This is a genomic window from Enterococcus casseliflavus NBRC 100478, assembly GCF_001544095.1.
GTDB classification, from domain to species: Bacteria; Bacillota; Bacilli; order Lactobacillales; family Enterococcaceae; genus Enterococcus_D; species Enterococcus_D casseliflavus.
In genome coordinates, this window is the sequence record NZ_BCPT01000006.1 from 83,314 (window position 1) to 100,430 (window position 17,117).

The following is a 17,117-nucleotide window of genomic DNA, read 5'->3' on the forward strand; positions in this document are numbered from 1 at the left end:
AGGTTATTGATCTGCCGAATGACTGCCTTCGATCGCAGCCACCATTTGAGCTTCATCCCAAACGGTGACACCTAGGGATTGTGCTTTGGTCAGTTTGCTGCCTGCTTCTTCCCCAGCAACAACGATATCGGTCTTTTTCGATACACTGCCTGTTACCTTCCCACCGAGATTTTCAATTCGTTCCTTGGCTTCTTCACGAGTGAAGTGACTTAATTTTCCTGTTAAAACGACGGTTTTCTCTTTAAATGGTGATTCGACGTCTTCCAACTGTTCATTTCTAAGCCCCAAATAAGCAAAGTTGACACCCGCTCTTTCAAGTTCATCTAACAGGTCGTGAACTTCTTGATTGTCAAAATACGTGACGACACTTTCAGCAATCGTTGCGCCGATAGCTTCTAGCGAAATGATTTCTTCTTCCTTGGCTTTGCTGAGCGCCCGCAGATCACCGAAATGTTCTGCTAAAATCCGAGCCGCTTTCGCACCGACATGACGGATGCCTAGCCCAAAAATCAAACGTTCAACCGAATTTCCTTTACTTTGATGAATCGCCCGCAACAGGTTATTGGCTGATTTCTCTTTGATTTTATCAAGGGTCAACAATTGTTCTTCTGTTAAAAAGTACAAGTCGGCCACATCTTTAACTAAGGATTTATCGAACATTTGCTCTAAAACACGGGGCCCTAAACCGTCAATGTTCATAGCATTCCGTGAAACGAAATGGCTTAGTCCTTCTTTGATCTGTGCTGGACACTTTGGATTGATACAACGCAAGGCAACTTCTTCATCTAAATGGATCAGCTCACTCCCACATTCGGGACAATGTGTAGGCGATTCAAAGGGTTGACTTGCTTCTGTTCGTTTTTCTTCCAAGACTTTCGCAACCTCTGGAATAATGTCCCCCGCCTTATAGATGATGACCGAATCGCCAATGCGGATGTCTTTCATTTTAATGAAATCTACATTATGGAGACTGGCACGGCTGACCGTCGTTCCAGCAACACGAACAGGGGTCATAACAGCGGTCGGTGTCACAACACCCGTCCGTCCCACGGTCCATTCGATCGTTTCGATCACTGTTTCCGCTTCTTCCGGTGGAAACTTATATGCTGCCGCCCATCGGGGTGCTTTTACGGTAAAGCCTAGCGCATCTTGATCTTTGAAATTATTGACTTTGATGACTACGCCGTCAATCTCATAGGGAAGCTCACTGCGCTTGTCATGAAACTCTTCGATATATGCCCAAACCTCATCGATGGTGTGACACACTCTGCGTTCGCGATTTGTACGAAAGCCTAATTGATCCAGTTCATTCAATGCTGAAAATTGATCATTGGCTTCAATTGGTCCAAAGTCAGCTAGTGTGTACAAGAAGGTGCTTAAGTTTCTTTGGGCTGCGATCCGTGTGTCTAATTGTCGCAAGCTTCCAGCCGCTGCGTTTCTAGGATTGGCAAAAACTTCCGCCCCTTCTTCTTCTCGCTGTTGATTCAATTTCAAAAACGAAGCCTTTGGCATATAGCATTCGCCACGAACTTCCAACGAGATCGGTTCTTTTAATTTCAGTGGAATCGATTTGACGGTCTTTAGGTTTTCTGTAATGTTTTCACCTACCGTACCATCTCCTCGAGTTGCTCCACGAACAAAGCGCCCTTCTTCATATTTCAAGGAAATTGACAATCCATCGATCTTTAACTCGCAGACATAATCTACCGCTTTCCCCAGTGCTTTTTGAACACGGGCATCAAAAGCCACGATTCCTTCTTTGTCAAAGACATCGTTCAGGCTATACAGCGGAATATCATGCGTGACCTTTTCAAAGCCAGGTAAAATGATACCGCCTACTCGTTGGGTGGGTGAGTCTTCGGTTACTAGCTGCGGATAATTGGTTTCAATTTCAACCAGTTCTGCATATAGATGATCATAGAGATAATCTTCCACGGAAGGCTGATCTTTTACATAGTATTCGTAAGCATACTGATTTAATTGTGTGCGCAGCTCTTCTGCTCGTGATTGGATTTCTTTTGAAGGGACATCCATCCTAATATCCTCCTTATTTTTCAACTTTTTCAATCGGCGCAAAGGCCGCCAACAATCGTTTGACGCCTTGTTGTGGGAACGCCACATCTAATTCAACATCTTGCGCGCTGCCAGTCGTCCGAACGACGGTACCGATTCCCCATTTTTTATGTTGAACTTTCTCGCCTACTTGCCAAGTATTACCAGCTGCAGAAGTCTGTTGTTTAGAAGCGACGGTCGTTTGACGCGGTTGTGTATAGCTCGGTTTGAACACTTTTGGTTGAAACGGTGCAGCAGCTTTCGGCTGTGAACGCTCGCCTAATGATTGCAGCAGATCTTGTTCGATCTCTTCGATAAACCGAGACGGACGATTGTATTGGGTCCGACCGTATAATGTTCTGGAAAAAGCGTTGGTCATAAAGAGCTCTTCCTCGGCACGAGTGATTCCCACGTAAGCAAGGCGCCGTTCTTCTTCGAGCTCGCTTTCTTCCATTAAGGCACGAGAAAGCGGGAAGATATTTTCTTCCAACCCAATCAAAAATACCACTGGAAACTCTAGTCCTTTTGCAGCATGCAAGGTCATCAAAGTCACTTGACTACTTTCTTCTTCATAACTATCGACGTCTGACAATAAAGCTAAGTCATTTAAGAAAACACTCAACTTCTCATCTGGTGCATCTGCATCGTCTTCGTTTTGCGCCTCAAATCGTTTGTCGAATTCTTGGGTAACCGATAAAAATTCTTCCAAGTTTTCAAGTCTAGCTTGTGCTTCTAAATTATTCTGGTTGACTAACTCTTGACGATAACCCGTTTTTTCTAATATTTCTTTCGTCAGTTCGGTTACTGATAGGTAAGGAACCATCTGGGCGAAGCCATCCATCATCATCCCAAAGCTCCCTAATTCTTTGCCAGCCTTTCCAGAAATATTCGCTAACTCGACGTTCATGGCTGCTTCTAACAATGACCATTCATGAAGATTCGCAAACGCTCGTAGTTTCTCGACGGATGTCGCACCGATCCCACGTTTTGGTACATTGATGATACGCTCTAAGCTGATGGAATCTCGCGGATTGGCGATCGCCGATAAATAGGCCAAAATATCACGGATTTCTTTGCGGTCATAGAATTTTCTGCCGCCGACCATCGTATAAGGAACGTTGGCTTTTAAAAGCATTTCTTCAATGATCCGTGACTGGGCATTGGTCCGATACAATATCGCAAAATCACCGAATTTACGGTTCTTTTCTGCAATTTGTTTTTGCATTTCACTGACGATAAATCGCGCTTCATCTCGTTCACTATCCCCGCGATAATAAGTGATCTTTTCCCCATCATGATTTTCTGTCCATAGATTTTTATCTGGACGGTTGCGGTTATTTTTGATTACTTGGTTTGCCGCATTTAAAATCGTTTGCGTTGAACGATAGTTTTGCTCTAACAAAATCGTTGCGGCATCTGGATAGTCCTTTTCAAAGTCTAAAATATTTTGCATGTTGGCACCACGCCAACCGTAAATACTTTGGTCCGCATCCCCAACAACACAAAGATTTCGAAAACGAGCGGCCAATAAATTGACCAGCGTGTATTGGGCGTGGTTGGTATCTTGGTATTCGTCGACATGGATATAGTGGAATTTCCGTTGATAAAATTGCAGCGCATCTTCATTGTCTTGGAAGAGGCGGATCGTATTCATGATTAAATCATCGAAGTCCATGCATTGATTGTTTCGCAGCTCTTTTTGATATTTTTCATAGCAACGACCTACGATCTGCTCAAATAGACTACCTTCCATGGCTTGGTAAGCTTCAGGTGTCAACAGCTCGTTCTTTGCATGAGAGATCGTTCCCAAAATAGAACGAGGATCATATTTTTTGGGATCGATATTCAATTCTTTTAATACCCGTTTCATCAGTGTATTTTGCTCAGAAGAGTCAATGATGGTAAAATTCTTCGAATAGCCGATACGATCAACGTCCCTGCGCAAGATTCTGACACACATCGAGTGGAAGGTTGAAACCCAAACGTCTTCTCCACCTGATCCTAATAGTTGACTGACCCGTTCCTTCATTTCACGTGCCGCTTTATTCGTAAATGTGATGGCTAAAATATTCCATGGATTTACATTTTTTTCTTCTATTAAATAGGCGATTCGGTGGGTTAGGACACGGGTCTTCCCGCTTCCTGCACCTGCCATCAGCAGCAACGGTCCTTCCGTATGCATAACGGCTTCTTTTTGCCGTGGGTTCATGCGTTCAAGTAATTCACTTTTGGATGACATGATTTTAAACATCCTTTCTTTCTCAATCTTCTCAATTATAGCATTATCCGGGAAAGGGGAAAACCGAACGCTTTGAAAACTTTTAATTAAAAGCGCTTTGATTTTTTCCCTTACGATTCATGCGATTTTTCAAGAGAAAGCAGGCTTGGTTTGTTTACATAATAAAAAGGCTGTAAACCTACCAGCCTTTTTATTCGTTTGAAGATTTTGGTTAACTAAAGTACTTCTCTACTAGTTTTTCATTTACATAAATCGAGACTTGCCCATCATTGACCGGGAAAACACCTTTTCCGGTATCATCTAAAACAACTTTCGCTTCATTGTTTCTCAATATATCCACGAATGTCTCTCCACCATGGATCGCACTGATAGTCATTTCTTTTTCCGCTCCTTGGGCATTGGTCATCACTACCGCTAATCCAGAAAGCTCATGTTCATAATCGCCAGTTAATACCCAGCCAATGCAATTAGGATCATCGAAATAATCGACTTGATTCCCGAATGCAAGCTTCTCCCGAAGTTTCAGCATATGGACCAGCGCATCCCCGACAGGGGCGATTTCTTGCGCGGGAATCCCAAATAAATCCCCCCAGAAAACTACTGGTACGCCAGCTTTACGTAAAAGGATCAATGAATAGGCATGGACTTTGAACCATCCGTCTATCCAAGATTGTAAACTTTGCCCAACCTGCGTGTCATGATTATCCACAAAAGTCACTGCATAATCTTCGCGAGCGGCGGTCAACGTACCTGCAAAAATTTGGCTCATATCGTATTCGCCATTTGAGTGAGATGCTTCATATAAATTGTAGTGCAATGGCACATCAAATAAATAAATCAAATTTCCTGAAGAATCTAAATACTCTTCTAATTTTGGCAGATCCCCTGACCAATATTCTCCGACAACAAATAGTGGTTTGCCTTTTTCCTCGCGTCGGTTTAAGATCCAATCCGCGTAATAGTTGAACTCAATGTGTTTGACCGCATCTAGTCGATACCCGTCAACGCCGGTCAGTTCTTGGTACCATTGGCCCCATTTATTGAGTTGTTCCACTGTTTCGGGATTTTCCATGTCCAAATCACAACCCATTAAGTAGTCGTAATTGCCCATCTCATCATCCACTTGGTTTTCCCAGCCCTTATCAGCGAAGTTAAAAATCCCGTGGTCTTTGTTGCGGTCATCATAATCGACACCAGAAAAATTATGCCACGTCCAAACGTAATCATTGTACGTCCCCTGACGTCCTGGGAATGTGAACTTGGTCCAAGCTTCGATTTCTTCCTCATCACTGATCGGTTCATTACGGTTTTCGGTATTGTATTTAACCGCTGGAACGACTTCTTTTTCATCGGCACCAATCAAGTGATTGAAAACGATGTCGGCATAAACCTCTATTCCTTGTTCTTGCAGTGCTTTGATGGCTTCTAGGTATTCATCCTTTGTCCCATATTTTGTTGGCACCGACCCCTTTTGATCGAATTCGCCTAGATCATAATAATCATAGACACCATACCCAACGTCTTCGGACCCAGCTGTCCCTTTATAGGCAGGCGGCAGCCAAATTGCGGTAAATCCATACTCTTTGATTTCTTTACTCATTTCTTTCAATTTGTTCCAGTGCTGGCTATCTGCCGACAGGTCCCATTCGAACCCTTGTAAAATGACTTTGTTATTCATTTATTTATCCCCCCTTACTTCAATTAAGCCAAATAATAGTAAAAATTGTCAAATATAAGGATAGCTATTAAATCAAAATGACGGTTATCATGACCGTTTATGACCGATTCCATTTATTCACGCTTTCATTTTGAATGTTTTTTACTGTTTATGATTGATTTTGAACGAATCATATGGTATCATGGCAGGTGAAGAGGTGATGAAAATGCTTACAGAGGAGCGTCATCAAGCGATTTTGGCACGATTGGAACAAGAAGAGATCGTCAAGGTCAGTGAACTGATTCAACTGTTGGATGCTTCAGAATCAACGATCCGTCGAGACCTGCAAGAGTTGGAAGACAAAGGATTTTTAGTCAGAATTCACGGTGGAGCCAAGAAAAGTCAGCAATTAGGCTTCGAACCAAACATGTCAGAAAAAACGGCGAAGTTTCAAACGGAAAAACAAAAGATAGCAAGAGCAGCTGCCCAGACGATCAAAAATGGTGAAGTCATTTACTTAGATGCTGGCACAACGACCCTCGAAATGATTCCTTTCCTATCGGCTATCTCAGGCCTTAAGGTGGTCACAAACTCCGTCAAACACGCTTCCCTATTGATCGATCACGGGATCGACACCATGATTTTAGGGGGAACCATTAAGATATCGACGAACGCTGTGTTAGGGATCAATGCTGGTGAGCAACTGCGAAAACTACGCTTTAATCGTTGCTTTATGGGCATGAACGGGGCTCATTCTGAGGCTGGATTCACAACACCTGATCCTGAAGAAGCCCTGATCAAGCAGATCGCTTTAGAGCACAGTCAACAAGCCTATGTCTTGCTAGACCATTCCAAATTTCAGCAAACGACTTTTGCTCAAGTTGCTTTTATCGAAGGTGCGACGATCATCACCGATTATTGCCCAAAAAACTATTTAGCGAAATTCAGAGCAAAAACAACCATTATGGAGGTAATACAATGATTTACACAGTAACACTCAATCCATCGATCGACTTTATCGTCCATGTCGATCATTTGGAAATCGGCGCCCTTAATCGAATGAAACAAGACTTTAAACTACCTGGCGGCAAAGGAATCAATGTCTCACGGATTTTGAAACGCATCGGCATCGCCTCGACTGCCCTTGGTTTCGTTGGCGGATTTACTGGTCGTTTTATTGAAGAGTGGCTGACCAAAGAGGAAATCAACAGCAACTTTACCCAAGTCGCTGCGGACACACGAATCAATATCAAACTAAAATTCGGCGAAGAAACAGAAATCAACGGTCTTGGTCCAGTCATTCGCCAGCAAGAAATTGCTGAATTGAAACACCAATTAGCCACTCTTTCTGCCGAAGACATCGTCATCCTATCAGGAAGTAAACCAGCTGGTCTTCCAACCGACTTTTATAAAGAATTGATCAAAATCGTTAAAGAAGCGGGTGCGGAATTTGTCATTGATACGACCGGCGCGGAACTTTTTGATGCTTTATCCGATCAGCCTTTGCTGATCAAACCAAATAATCATGAATTAGCCGAACTTTATGAAACTTCTTTTTCAACAATCGAAGATATTTTGCCTTATGGTCAAAGAATGCTAAAGGATGGCGCTAAAAATGTCATTGTCTCTCTAGGCGGCGATGGCGCCCTGCTATTTACTGGCAATGAGATCTATCGATCCAATGTGTTGAAACGACCTTTGAAAAATTCAGTCGGCGCTGGAGATTCCATGATTGCTGGATTCATTGGGCGTTATGCAAAGACCAAAGATGTGGTTGAAGCATTCAAATGGGGAGTCGCTTGTGGCAGTGCCACTGCGTTTTCAGATGATTTAGCTGAGGCGTCATTTATCGAAGAATTACTACCGGAAGTCATAATTGAACAAGTGAATCTATAGGAGGATGGAAAAAATGAAAATCAATGAGTTGATGCTGAAAGATGCCATGATCATGGACTTACAAGCAACAGACAAAAAAGGTGCCATTGATGATATGGTAGCAAAATTATATGCTGTCGGACGAATTTCAGATATCGAGGTCTACAAAGAAGGAATTCTTGCCCGAGAAGCTCAAACATCAACAGGGCTAGGTGACGGCATCGCAATGCCTCATGCCAAAAACAGTGCGGTCAAAGAAGCGACGGTCTTATTCGCAAAAAGTAATGCGGGTGTTGACTATGAGGCATTAGATGGACAACCAACGTACCTCTTCTTTATGATCGCAGCACCAGAAGGAGCAAATGATACTCATTTACAAGCATTAGCAGCGCTATCTCGCTTGTTGATCGATCCAGATTTCGTTGCTAAATTAAAAACAGCGACGACTGCTGATCAAGTACAGCAACTTTTCTCAGAAGCTGAGGCACAGCAAGAAGCCGATGCTTTAGCAGAAGAAGCGGCAAACCAAGAAGCAGCACCCGCTAGCGAACGTCCCTATATCGTCGCAGTTACAGCTTGCCCGACAGGAATCGCCCATACCTACATGGCAGAAGATGCTTTGAAAAAGAAAGCCAAAGAGCTGGGTGTTGACATCAAAGTCGAAACAAATGGTTCAGAAGGAATCAAAAATCGTCTAACAGAAGCTGATATCGCCCGAGCTACTGGTGTAATCGTAGCTGCTGATAAAAAAGTAGAAATGGATCGCTTTGACGGCAAACATTTAGTAAACCGTCCTGTCAGTGATGGTATCCGTAAAACCGAGCAATTAATCAATGAAGCAATGAGCGGAACTGCTCCTGTTTTTCATGGTAGCGGCCAAGCTTCTGATAAAGAGGACGCTTCTGCTGATGGTTCAGTCGGTCAACGAATCTATAAAGATTTGATGAATGGTGTTTCTCATATGCTGCCATTTGTTATTGCCGGTGGAATCATGATCGCTATTTCCTTCATGGTGGACCAGTTCATGGGTGTCCCTCAAGATGCCTTGAGTCAATTAGGAAACTACAACCAAGCAGCTTCTTGGTTCAATCAAATCGGTAGCGCGGCATTTGGTTTTATGCTACCTGTCTTAGCTGGATTTATCGCTTCAAGTATCAGTGACCGACCTGGATTGATCGTCGGTTTCGCAGCAGGTGCGTTAGCAAATACAGGTGGTGCTGGTTTCTTAGGTGCCTTGATCGGCGGTTTCTTAGCTGGTTACGTCATTAAGTTCTTACGTTCATTATTCAAAGGCTTACCAAAATCATTAGAAGGAATCAAAACGATCCTCTTCTACCCTGTTTTCGGCCTATTGATCACTGGCTTCTTGATGTTACTGATCAACGTGCCAATGAAAGCTATCAACGACGGCTTGAACAGCTTCTTGACTGGCTTAAGTGGTACCAACGCAGCTTTACTTGGCGCTTTGTTAGCAGCGATGATGGCAGCCGATCTAGGCGGCCCAATCAACAAAGCCGCTTATGTTTTTGGTACTGCAACATTGGCAACGACCGTTGCTGAAGGTGGTAGCGTCGTGATGGCATCTGTAATGGCGGGCGGAATGGTTCCTCCATTAGCAATCTTTGTCGCAACATTATTGTTCAAAAACAAATTCACAAAAGACCAAAAAGAAGCAGGTTTGACAAATATCGTCATGGGGCTGTCCTTCGTCACAGAAGGTGCGATTCCATTTGCAGCAGCAGATCCACTGCGAGCGATCCCAAGCTTTATCGTCGGTTCTGCCCTGACTGGTGCACTTGTCGGTGCCTTTGATATCCAATTGATGGCGCCACATGGTGGGATCTTCGTTGTCCTATTATTATCTAAACCAATTTTGTTCTTGCTATTCATCTTGATCGGTGCGATCGTTTCTGGCGTCGTATTCGGTTTGTTGAAAAAAGCGCCTGAGCAAACAGCCTAATTGAAAAGACCCACAAGATCCTCGTGATCTTGCGGGTCTTTTTCATTCTTGATTGGTAAAAAGCTGCTGCTCGACTAGCTTTTGGGTGTTCATAAAATACACTCGAAGTTTTTTCCCATCCTTCTTTAGATTGACCCATGTATATTTGCGCGTGCGGTGCAGATAGCCAAAATGAACATCAGGCATGGCCGCTTTCAAAGCATCTAGCGGTAAGTGCTTCAAAGCAGTCTCAGGCAAATAAAATTGCAGGCAAGCAGTATAGTCTTTAAAACGATCCTCTGAATATTCAATCTCGAGATGGCTACGAATATAGAATGAATAAGCCTCTACACCATCGTCTATCGTTAGTTCTGGCTTTAATACGATATAATCCATCATGCGCAACCGCTCTTGATCCACCCAAGGAAAATACGCTTGGGCATTCAGATACCCTTTCACTCGCCGCTCTTGATACTCTTCGTTCACGAGGTCGAAGCTTCTGGTGACAAAATGTGTCGCGCTGCGTTTTGTTGTTGGCTGCAGTCGATCATTTTGGTATTGAATGGTTTGGATCAAGTGATCACCAAAGGCATATTCAATATATGGTTCTCTCAAAATACCGACCCCGTTATCCCAAGTCAATTGATCGATTCCAGTTTGATCGCGAAACAATCGCTGGTAGGATAGATTCAATTCGTGATCCCACTGGAAAGGATCTCGATACAATTCCACCATCACAACCCCTTGGTCTCTTACCTGCACTTGCTCCACCTGCTGCGCATCAGTAATGATCACCTGAGGAATGATATGCGCGTAGAATGCCGAAAAGTACATGCGCCAGCAAGAAGTCAGTGTATAGCCATTGTAAAAGACGTCGTAACCAGAAAACTGATTGCAGTCGATGACGATTTCTTGTTCAAAATTTTTCCGCTTCGGTAACGCGTTGATTTCAGCAATCGATTGAAAATTTTGCCTTTTCTCGATTCCCTCGACGTTATGCATCAAGTACTCATCATATGAACGCAAATAGCCGAACAAGCCCTCTCTTTGCATCGTTTCATCGAAGTAACTTAAAATCACTGGTTTTTGTGTGGAAAATACGTCTTTCGTAAACAGGTGCCGTTGTAAAACAGCCTCTTGAATGATATGGATACTGGACTCATTTTTGCCGTCCGTCACAATCAATTCCGTATTGATTTCTTCAGGGGCGCTATGCAGCAGTTGACTGACCTCATCCAAATCATAAGGTTTCTTTGCTTGCTGATTGTAGTAGTATTCCGTCGGCTGATAGCTAAGACGAACCAAAGCGAACCAATTTTCAATCAACAAACGCAACTGTGCCGCTTCCATTTGGGTTGATTGTAGAAAGCCATAGATTTTTTCAGTTTTGATCATCGCTATCCCTCTTTTCTATCCCCTTTCTTTAATTATAGTAAAGGGGGAAACGATTGAACACTATTTCGCTTTTTTTTGATGAAATCTACCACCGTTCGTGGTAAACTTAAGGCGCTTGGAGGTGAACCTATGGGCTTAAAATTCCAACGAGAAGACTCGCTAGATAAAATGTTTGATGATTTTGCCTTTCTTCCCGATAACGACGAAGACAAGAAAAAGCAGGAAAACGATATTGAGCGTTTCTTGAAAAACGAATCTGATGAAGAGAAAAAAACACAACCTAAAGATAGTAAGAAAGCAGACTAATAAAAAAGGCAAAGGACGCGTCAGTCCCTTGCCTTTTTTTACTTGTCGAAATAGAAAATGAGCCACTGAAGCTACATAAGTTCAACGATCAGAATCATCATCTAGAGGTTTTCTTATAGCTCTTCATACAACATGCTTTGACGTAATCGCACCAAGCCAATGGTCAACAAGCAAAGAATAAAAAAGATGGTTGCTAAGATCGTCACCACGAAGATCATCACAAAAATCGGTGAGCTTGTAAAACGAATCATTGGTTCAAAGATAGTGGTTTTGATCAAGTCAGGGATCTCTGAGACTAAGAGCTGTTGAATCGCTTGGTTAAAATCTTCCGTTGATGAATTTGAGGGTAAAACAGCCATAAAGCTCCCTACACCATAATTAGCAACCCCAATCCAAGCAATTGCGACATTTGCTAGAGCGAGCCAGCCAATGCCAAGATTACCAACAACGATCGAGCCGACAGCAAGATTGCCAATCCCAACTAAAAAGCCAAAACAGAGGTTCCCTATTGCAATGACACCGGTGCTGACTGTCCCAATCCCCAGCATTCCGAAGGACAATAAGCCAATCGATAAAAAGCCTAAACTCACAATCCCCAAAGCAATAACCCCTTTGGCTTTGACACCAAGGCTAAACCAGCCGCTGGCAGTTGGTAGCTCTTTCATCAGCACAAAAAACGCTCGAACACTCGTCACTTGATTCAGTAATAAGAATATATTGGGAATCAAAATGTGCATTAACGGAAGCCGCAGAAACGTCCGTTCACTTTTGTATTCATAATAGTAGGTTTCTTTCTTTTCTTTTAATAGCTCTTCCACTGGTGTGCCTAATAAATCGGCTAGACGGACCAATGTCTCGATGTCTGGCAACCCATTTCCTCGTTCCCATTTTGAAATGGCCTTATCAGAAACAAATAACCTCGCAGCTAATTCCTTCTGTGTTAAATTATGTCTTGATCGATACTCTTTTATTTTTTTACTTAATGATTCATGCATTCGACCACACCTCCTTGTTACAAGTTTAACAAACAACAAGGAGATTTTCGCTAAAATGGAGCAAATTCAGCACTCTACGCTGCGTAGAATAGCTTAAATCAGCTGATTTCCACTGTAAAATGAGAAAAACCGAAGCAAAGAACTTTCTTGCTTCGGTTTCCTAAATGATAATTATTTTATTGCTGCTTCAATCGCTTTCCACGCTTCTTCTTTTCCTTGTTTGGTAACGGAAGAAAAGAGGATAAACGTATCTGCTGGATCAAAGGATAATGCTTTTTTGATCATGCTTTCATGCTTGTTCCATTTCCCGCGAGGGATTTTGTCTGCTTTGGTGGCGACCACGATCACTGGAATCTCGTAGTATTTCAAAAACTCATACATTTGAATATCTTCTTGTGAGGGGGCATGACGTAAATCGACAAGAGATACGACTGCACGCAGCTGCTCTCTTTGTTCAAGATATGTCTCAATCATTTTCCCCCATTTCGCTCGCTCTGTTTTCGATACTTTTGCATAGCCGTAGCCGGGGACATCGACAAAATGCAGCGTATTTTCAATCAAATAAAAGTTCAGCGTTTGCGTCTTCCCAGGTTTTGATGAGGTACGGGCTAAATTTTTACGATTGATCAATGTATTGATGAAGGATGACTTTCCGACATTTGAGCGTCCTGCTAAGGCAATCTCCGGTAAAGGTGTATCTGGATATTGTGCTGGAGAAACGGCACTGATGACGATTTCAGCATCATGTACTTTCATTGAATCGCTCCTTTCTATTTTTTCAAAAAGAAAGCCGGATAGCAATGAAACTATCCGACTTGGTCTCGATTAGACTGCTTTTTTGGTCTCTTCATTGTAAATGATTTTTGGTTCACCAAGTCCTTTTGCCGCTTCTTCCGTGATGGTGACTTTTTGGATCGACTCATCAGAAGGGACATTGAACATGACATCCATCATGATATTCTCGATGATCGAACGCAACCCACGAGCACCGGTATTTCGCTCAATGGCTTGCGCAGCAATGGCACGCAAAGCCTCTGGCTCAAATTCCAGCTCGGTGTCATCTAATGCCATTAACTTTTGGTATTGTTTGACCAGCGCATTTTTTGGTTCAGTCAAAATATGCACTAAATCATCTACTGTTAATTTCTCTAGGGCAGCCATCACTGGCAAGCGGCCAATAAATTCAGGAATCAAACCGAATTTAAGCAAGTCTTCAGGAATGATTTGCTGCATCACACTTTCGCCTTCTTCAAGACGCTTATTGTTCGTGCCAAAACCAATTGTTTTTTCACCTAAACGGTTTTTAACGATGGTTTCGATTCCGTCAAACGCCCCGCCAACGATAAAGAGAATATTGGTGGTATCAATTTGGATCATCTCTTGATGTGGATGTTTCCGTCCACCTTGTGGCGGTACACTAGCAGTCGTTCCTTCTAGGATCTTCAGCAATGCTTGCTGCACGCCTTCACCGGATACGTCACGAGTAATCGATACATTTTCACTCTTACGGGCGATTTTATCGATCTCATCAATATAGATGATTCCTTTTTCTGCCATTTCTACGTTATAATCAGCAGCTTGTAACAGTTTCAAAAGAATGTTTTCCACATCTTCACCGACATAGCCGGCTTCTGTCAAACTGGTTGCATCAGCGATTGCAAAAGGCACGTTTAGTGAACGTGCTAACGTTTGTGCCAAAAATGTTTTCCCAGAACCTGTTGGTCCGATCAAGCAAATATTGCTTTTTTGTAATTCTACATCTTCTGCTGTCGTTTCTACATTGACCCGTTTGTAGTGATTGTAAACCGCTACAGCCAATGTCCGTTTCGCACGATCTTGTCCAATCACATATTCATTGAGAACATTCAATAGTTCTTGCGGTTTCGGCACTTCGGTAAATTCACGAATTGCTTCTTCGTAAAACTCTTCATCAATGATTTCTTTGCACAAATCGATGCATTCATTACAGATATAGACCCCAGGACCTGCAACGATCTTTTTCACCTCTTCTTGCGTTTTGCCACAAAAAGAACAACGAACAGCTTCATTACCGTTTGTATTATCGTACATACTGTTCACCCCTTGAAAATTTTCCAACCTATTTAAAGGAGTGGAATTTTGTTTACTAACTTTGCAGTCTTAAACAATCATATCATAACTTTTTTGAAAGAAAAAGTTCTTTTTACGTTGCCTAACGTTTTCTTATCATTTGTTAGTAATTGTTAAACTAGCCCCTCTTACTCCCAAGAAAAAACGGCAAACACCGCTAGATGTTCGCCGTTTTTAAGCATTTTGCTTACGCTTCTTTTGCAGTACCTGTGACAAGTTCAACTGCTTTCTTCATCGTGATATCATGTTTCAACATGTCTTCTGTTAAGACGCGTTTGATTTGATCCACTGGCATGTTGTAAGCTTCAGAAAGTTCTTTGATTTCGTTTTCGATATCTTCTTCTGTTGCTTCCAAACCTTCTGCTTTAGCGATTGCTTCAATAACAAGGTTTGTTTTCACGCGGGTTTCTGCTTCACCTTCAAATTGTGTGTGCAGATCTGCTTCAGTTGAACCAGTTAATTGATAATACATTTCTGGTGAGATTCCTTGACGTTGCATGTTGTTCAAGAATTCATCCATTGAACGGTGTACTTCATCATGAACCATTGAATGTGGTAATTCAACGATTTCTGCGTTTTCAACTGCTTGACGGATCGCAGCTTCATCTTTTGCATCTTCAGCTGCTTTTTCTTTTGTTTCAGTCAATTCAGCACGGTATTTTTCTTTTAATTCAGCTAATGATTCAACGCTGTCATCAACGTCTTTTGCGAATTCATCATCTAATTCAGGAAGTTCTTTTGCTTTTACTTCGTGAACAGTTACTTTGAAGACTGCTTCTTTACCAGCTAAATCTTCTGCTTGATAATCTTCTGGGAAAGTAACGGTAACGTCTTTGCTATCACCAGCTTTTGTTCCTACTAATTGTTCTTCAAAACCAGGGATGAATGAGTTTGAGCCAAGTTCAAGTGAGTAGTTTTCACCTTTGCCGCCTTCAAATGTTTCTTCCCCTAAGAAGCCTTCAAAGTCGATAACGACTGTGTCGCCATTTTCAGCTGCTTCGTCTTCTTTGATAACTAATTCAGCTTGTGCTTCTTGTTCACGTTTGATGCGTGCATCCACGTCTTCTTCTGTTACTTCACGGTCTTGTTTTTCAACTGTTAATTCTTTGTAATCACCAAGTTTTACTTCAGGTTTTACAGTAACTTCTGCTTTGATAACCCAATCTTGGCCTTTTTCCATGCTGTCAACGTCGATTTTTGGTTGCGCAACAGGATCGATCCCTGCTTCTTTTACAGCAGCTTCATAAGCTTCTGGAAGAACAGCGTTCAATGCATCTTCATACAACGCTTCTTCGCCGTACATACGGTTAAATACTTGGCGTGAAACTTTCCCTTTACGGAAGCCAGGTACGTTAAGATTGCCTTTCACTTTATTGAATGCAGTCGTCAAGCCTTTTTGGATTTCTGCTTGAGCGATCGTAAATGTCAAAACACCATCATTGGTGCCTGTTTTTTCCCATTTTGCAGTCATTTATTTCCCTCCGAATATTAATTGATTTACATATGAAATAGCTTCATGCATACCTTTAAATAGTACACTAACGTTGTTTAATTGTAAACATTTTACCATGAAAGTTGCGAATTTTTCTTTCAGCGAATGCTCAATCGTAGGATATTGCGTAGGTGTCGTTTGCGTTCTTCTATTTCATTCACTGCTTTTGGCTGTTCTTTTTCTTCAAATAACCCACGATAATCTTCAATGTAGCTTGCCACCCATGCTTTTGCCTCCTCTTTTGCAGGTAAAAATGGGTAGCTGATGGCTAAATGATCATTGATCTCTGCTGAGACGCTTTCTGCTAAAATCGGATCTTCTTGGGCGATCGTTTCGTCAATCTCTTTCTGGATCGCTTTAACAGCGGCATCTTCTTGCAAAAGTTTTAACTCTTTCGGAACGATTTGCTGCATATTCCCAAGGTAATCGATCAGTTCAAAAGGTTCGTCCACTTCAAGACGCACGAGCTCATCCACTAATTTGGGCAGTAAATATGGATTTTTGATGGAAGCTAACGTTTCATGCATCAGCGTGACAAATTGTGGTTTGGTAATGGCTTGGGTAAAAACGTGCCATTCTGTTGCACTCACCGGTTGATTGGCTTCATCCAATGCACGTAAATGCTTGCGTTTCCCATGAAAATCTTCCAGTCCTAAAATTTGCTGAACTTCTTCTACCTTTGCTAATTCACTTGCTAACTGTTCCTGATAGCGGCTTGCAATTTTTGTTTTTTTACCTAATGTAAGCCAGCGCCGAGCTTTTAAATACTGACCATCCAAGATCAGCAGATGACCAATTTGTAAATACCCGTCGGTTTCTTTTAGATAATCATCCAAATAGTCTTCCGCCAGATCTAACGCTTTGGCAAAATCATTCAACTGCTGCAGACATTCAACAAGCCATTGATTGATCTCAAAACTGGCATTTTTTTGATAGAGTTCATTGTACAGGCGAAAAGCTTGCAAAAACTCCTTTGACTGGTAGGCTTTTTCTGCCGCCAGCCGAAGCCGTTCATTTGGTCCTGGGAAATCAATCGTCTCACCCATTCTCGATCCCTC

The 17,117-nt window shown here is 42.3% G+C and carries 13 protein-coding genes; 4 read left to right on the forward strand and 9 right to left on the reverse strand.

Annotation, left to right across the window (positions count from 1 at the left end; genetic code table 11):
- Nucleotides 1–3: 3 nt before the first annotated feature.
- From ligA to ECA1_RS06865, 3 genes are all read right to left on the reverse strand, one after another.
- Complete coding sequence (ligA, locus tag ECA1_RS06855; RefSeq protein WP_060792058.1) at nucleotides 4–2,034, reverse strand: NAD-dependent DNA ligase LigA; 2,031 nt, start codon at nucleotides 2,032–2,034, stop codon at nucleotides 4–6.
- Nucleotides 2,035–2,047: 13 nt separating this feature from the next.
- Complete coding sequence (pcrA, locus tag ECA1_RS06860; RefSeq protein WP_005225975.1) at nucleotides 2,048–4,291, reverse strand: DNA helicase PcrA; 2,244 nt, start codon at nucleotides 4,289–4,291, stop codon at nucleotides 2,048–2,050.
- 211 nt (nucleotides 4,292–4,502) lie between these two features.
- The gene (locus ECA1_RS06865; RefSeq protein WP_060792059.1) at nucleotides 4,503–5,969 is read right to left on the reverse strand and encodes an alpha-amylase; all 1,467 of its coding nucleotides are present in this window, start codon (nucleotides 5,967–5,969) and stop codon (nucleotides 4,503–4,505) included.
- A gap of 205 nt (nucleotides 5,970–6,174) precedes the next feature.
- Between ECA1_RS06865 and ECA1_RS06870 the strand changes: the two genes are divergently transcribed.
- The 3 genes from ECA1_RS06870 to ECA1_RS06880 are packed head-to-tail and all read left to right on the forward strand — an operon-like array spanning nucleotide 6,175 to nucleotide 9,783.
- The gene (locus ECA1_RS06870; RefSeq protein WP_060792060.1) at nucleotides 6,175–6,930 is read left to right on the forward strand and encodes a DeoR/GlpR family DNA-binding transcription regulator; all 756 of its coding nucleotides are present in this window, start codon (nucleotides 6,175–6,177) and stop codon (nucleotides 6,928–6,930) included.
- Entirely contained in the window at nucleotides 6,927–7,844 is a 918-nt protein-coding gene (gene pfkB, locus ECA1_RS06875) for a 1-phosphofructokinase (protein ID WP_060792061.1), read from the forward strand. The genes ECA1_RS06870 and pfkB overlap by 4 nt, the downstream gene beginning before the upstream one ends.
- A gap of 13 nt (nucleotides 7,845–7,857) precedes the next feature.
- Nucleotides 7,858–9,783 (forward strand): PTS fructose transporter subunit IIABC, encoded by a 1,926-nt coding sequence (locus tag ECA1_RS06880; RefSeq protein WP_060792062.1) that lies wholly within the window; start codon nucleotides 7,858–7,860, stop codon nucleotides 9,781–9,783.
- A 42-nt stretch (nucleotides 9,784–9,825) separates the two neighbouring features.
- On the opposite strand, the gene ECA1_RS06885 is transcribed toward ECA1_RS06880, so the two are convergent.
- Nucleotides 9,826–11,157: a hypothetical protein gene (locus tag ECA1_RS06885; protein ID WP_060792063.1), complete on the reverse strand. Its 1,332-nt coding sequence runs from the start codon at nucleotides 11,155–11,157 to the stop codon at nucleotides 9,826–9,828.
- Between the two features lie 129 nt (nucleotides 11,158–11,286).
- Here ECA1_RS06885 and ECA1_RS17620 point away from each other — a divergent pair, with 129 nt between their 5' ends.
- Entirely contained in the window at nucleotides 11,287–11,463 is a 177-nt protein-coding gene (locus ECA1_RS17620; RefSeq protein WP_169793690.1) for an SPJ_0845 family protein, read from the forward strand.
- Between the two features lie 113 nt (nucleotides 11,464–11,576).
- Here the strand turns inward: ECA1_RS17620 and ECA1_RS06895 are convergent, their stop codons facing one another.
- The 5 genes from ECA1_RS06895 to ECA1_RS06915 all read right to left on the reverse strand — a co-directional run bounded on the left by ECA1_RS06895 (nucleotide 11,577) and on the right by ECA1_RS06915 (nucleotide 17,105).
- On the reverse strand, nucleotides 11,577–12,458 hold the full coding sequence (locus tag ECA1_RS06895) for a helix-turn-helix transcriptional regulator (protein ID WP_060792065.1): 882 nt from the start codon (nucleotides 12,456–12,458) through the stop codon (nucleotides 11,577–11,579).
- A 171-nt stretch (nucleotides 12,459–12,629) separates the two neighbouring features.
- On the reverse strand, nucleotides 12,630–13,214 hold the full coding sequence (gene yihA / locus ECA1_RS06900; protein WP_060792066.1) for a ribosome biogenesis GTP-binding protein YihA/YsxC: 585 nt from the start codon (nucleotides 13,212–13,214) through the stop codon (nucleotides 12,630–12,632).
- A 69-nt stretch (nucleotides 13,215–13,283) separates the two neighbouring features.
- Complete coding sequence (gene clpX / locus ECA1_RS06905) at nucleotides 13,284–14,528, reverse strand: ATP-dependent Clp protease ATP-binding subunit ClpX (RefSeq protein ID WP_010748174.1); 1,245 nt, start codon at nucleotides 14,526–14,528, stop codon at nucleotides 13,284–13,286.
- 226 nt (nucleotides 14,529–14,754) lie between these two features.
- Entirely contained in the window at nucleotides 14,755–16,038 is a 1,284-nt protein-coding gene (gene tig, locus ECA1_RS06910) for a trigger factor (protein ID WP_005225965.1), read from the reverse strand.
- Between the two features lie 119 nt (nucleotides 16,039–16,157).
- Nucleotides 16,158–17,105, reverse strand: coding sequence for a tetratricopeptide repeat protein (locus tag ECA1_RS06915; RefSeq protein ID WP_015509612.1), 948 nt, complete (start codon nucleotides 17,103–17,105; stop codon nucleotides 16,158–16,160).
- Between the last annotated feature and the right edge of the window lie 12 nt (nucleotides 17,106–17,117).

What these genes read in the sequence shown, in the direction of transcription:
- pcrA (WP_005225975.1), bottom strand. Translation starts at nt 4,291, where the DNA reads ATGTCATCCAAAAGTGAATTACTTGAACGCATGAACCCACGGCAAAAA.
- ECA1_RS06915 (WP_015509612.1), bottom strand. Translation starts at nt 17,105, where the DNA reads ATGGGTGAGACGATTGATTTCCCAGGACCAAATGAACGGCTTCGGCTG.
- ECA1_RS06880 (WP_060792062.1), top strand. Translation starts at nt 7,858, where the DNA reads ATGAAAATCAATGAGTTGATGCTGAAAGATGCCATGATCATGGACTTA.
- yihA (WP_060792066.1), bottom strand. Translation starts at nt 13,214, where the DNA reads ATGAAAGTACATGATGCTGAAATCGTCATCAGTGCCGTTTCTCCAGCA.
- ECA1_RS06865 (WP_060792059.1), bottom strand. Translation starts at nt 5,969, where the DNA reads ATGAATAACAAAGTCATTTTACAAGGGTTCGAATGGGACCTGTCGGCA.
- tig (WP_005225965.1), bottom strand. Translation starts at nt 16,038, where the DNA reads ATGACTGCAAAATGGGAAAAAACAGGCACCAATGATGGTGTTTTGACA.
- ECA1_RS06885 (WP_060792063.1), bottom strand. Translation starts at nt 11,157, where the DNA reads ATGATCAAAACTGAAAAAATCTATGGCTTTCTACAATCAACCCAAATG.
- ECA1_RS17620 (WP_169793690.1), top strand. Translation starts at nt 11,287, where the DNA reads ATGGGCTTAAAATTCCAACGAGAAGACTCGCTAGATAAAATGTTTGAT.
- pfkB (WP_060792061.1), top strand. Translation starts at nt 6,927, where the DNA reads ATGATTTACACAGTAACACTCAATCCATCGATCGACTTTATCGTCCAT.
- clpX (WP_010748174.1), bottom strand. Translation starts at nt 14,528, where the DNA reads ATGTACGATAATACAAACGGTAATGAAGCTGTTCGTTGTTCTTTTTGT.
- ECA1_RS06870 (WP_060792060.1), top strand. Translation starts at nt 6,175, where the DNA reads ATGCTTACAGAGGAGCGTCATCAAGCGATTTTGGCACGATTGGAACAA.
- ligA (WP_060792058.1), bottom strand. Translation starts at nt 2,034, where the DNA reads ATGGATGTCCCTTCAAAAGAAATCCAATCACGAGCAGAAGAGCTGCGC.
- ECA1_RS06895 (WP_060792065.1), bottom strand. Translation starts at nt 12,458, where the DNA reads ATGCATGAATCATTAAGTAAAAAAATAAAAGAGTATCGATCAAGACAT.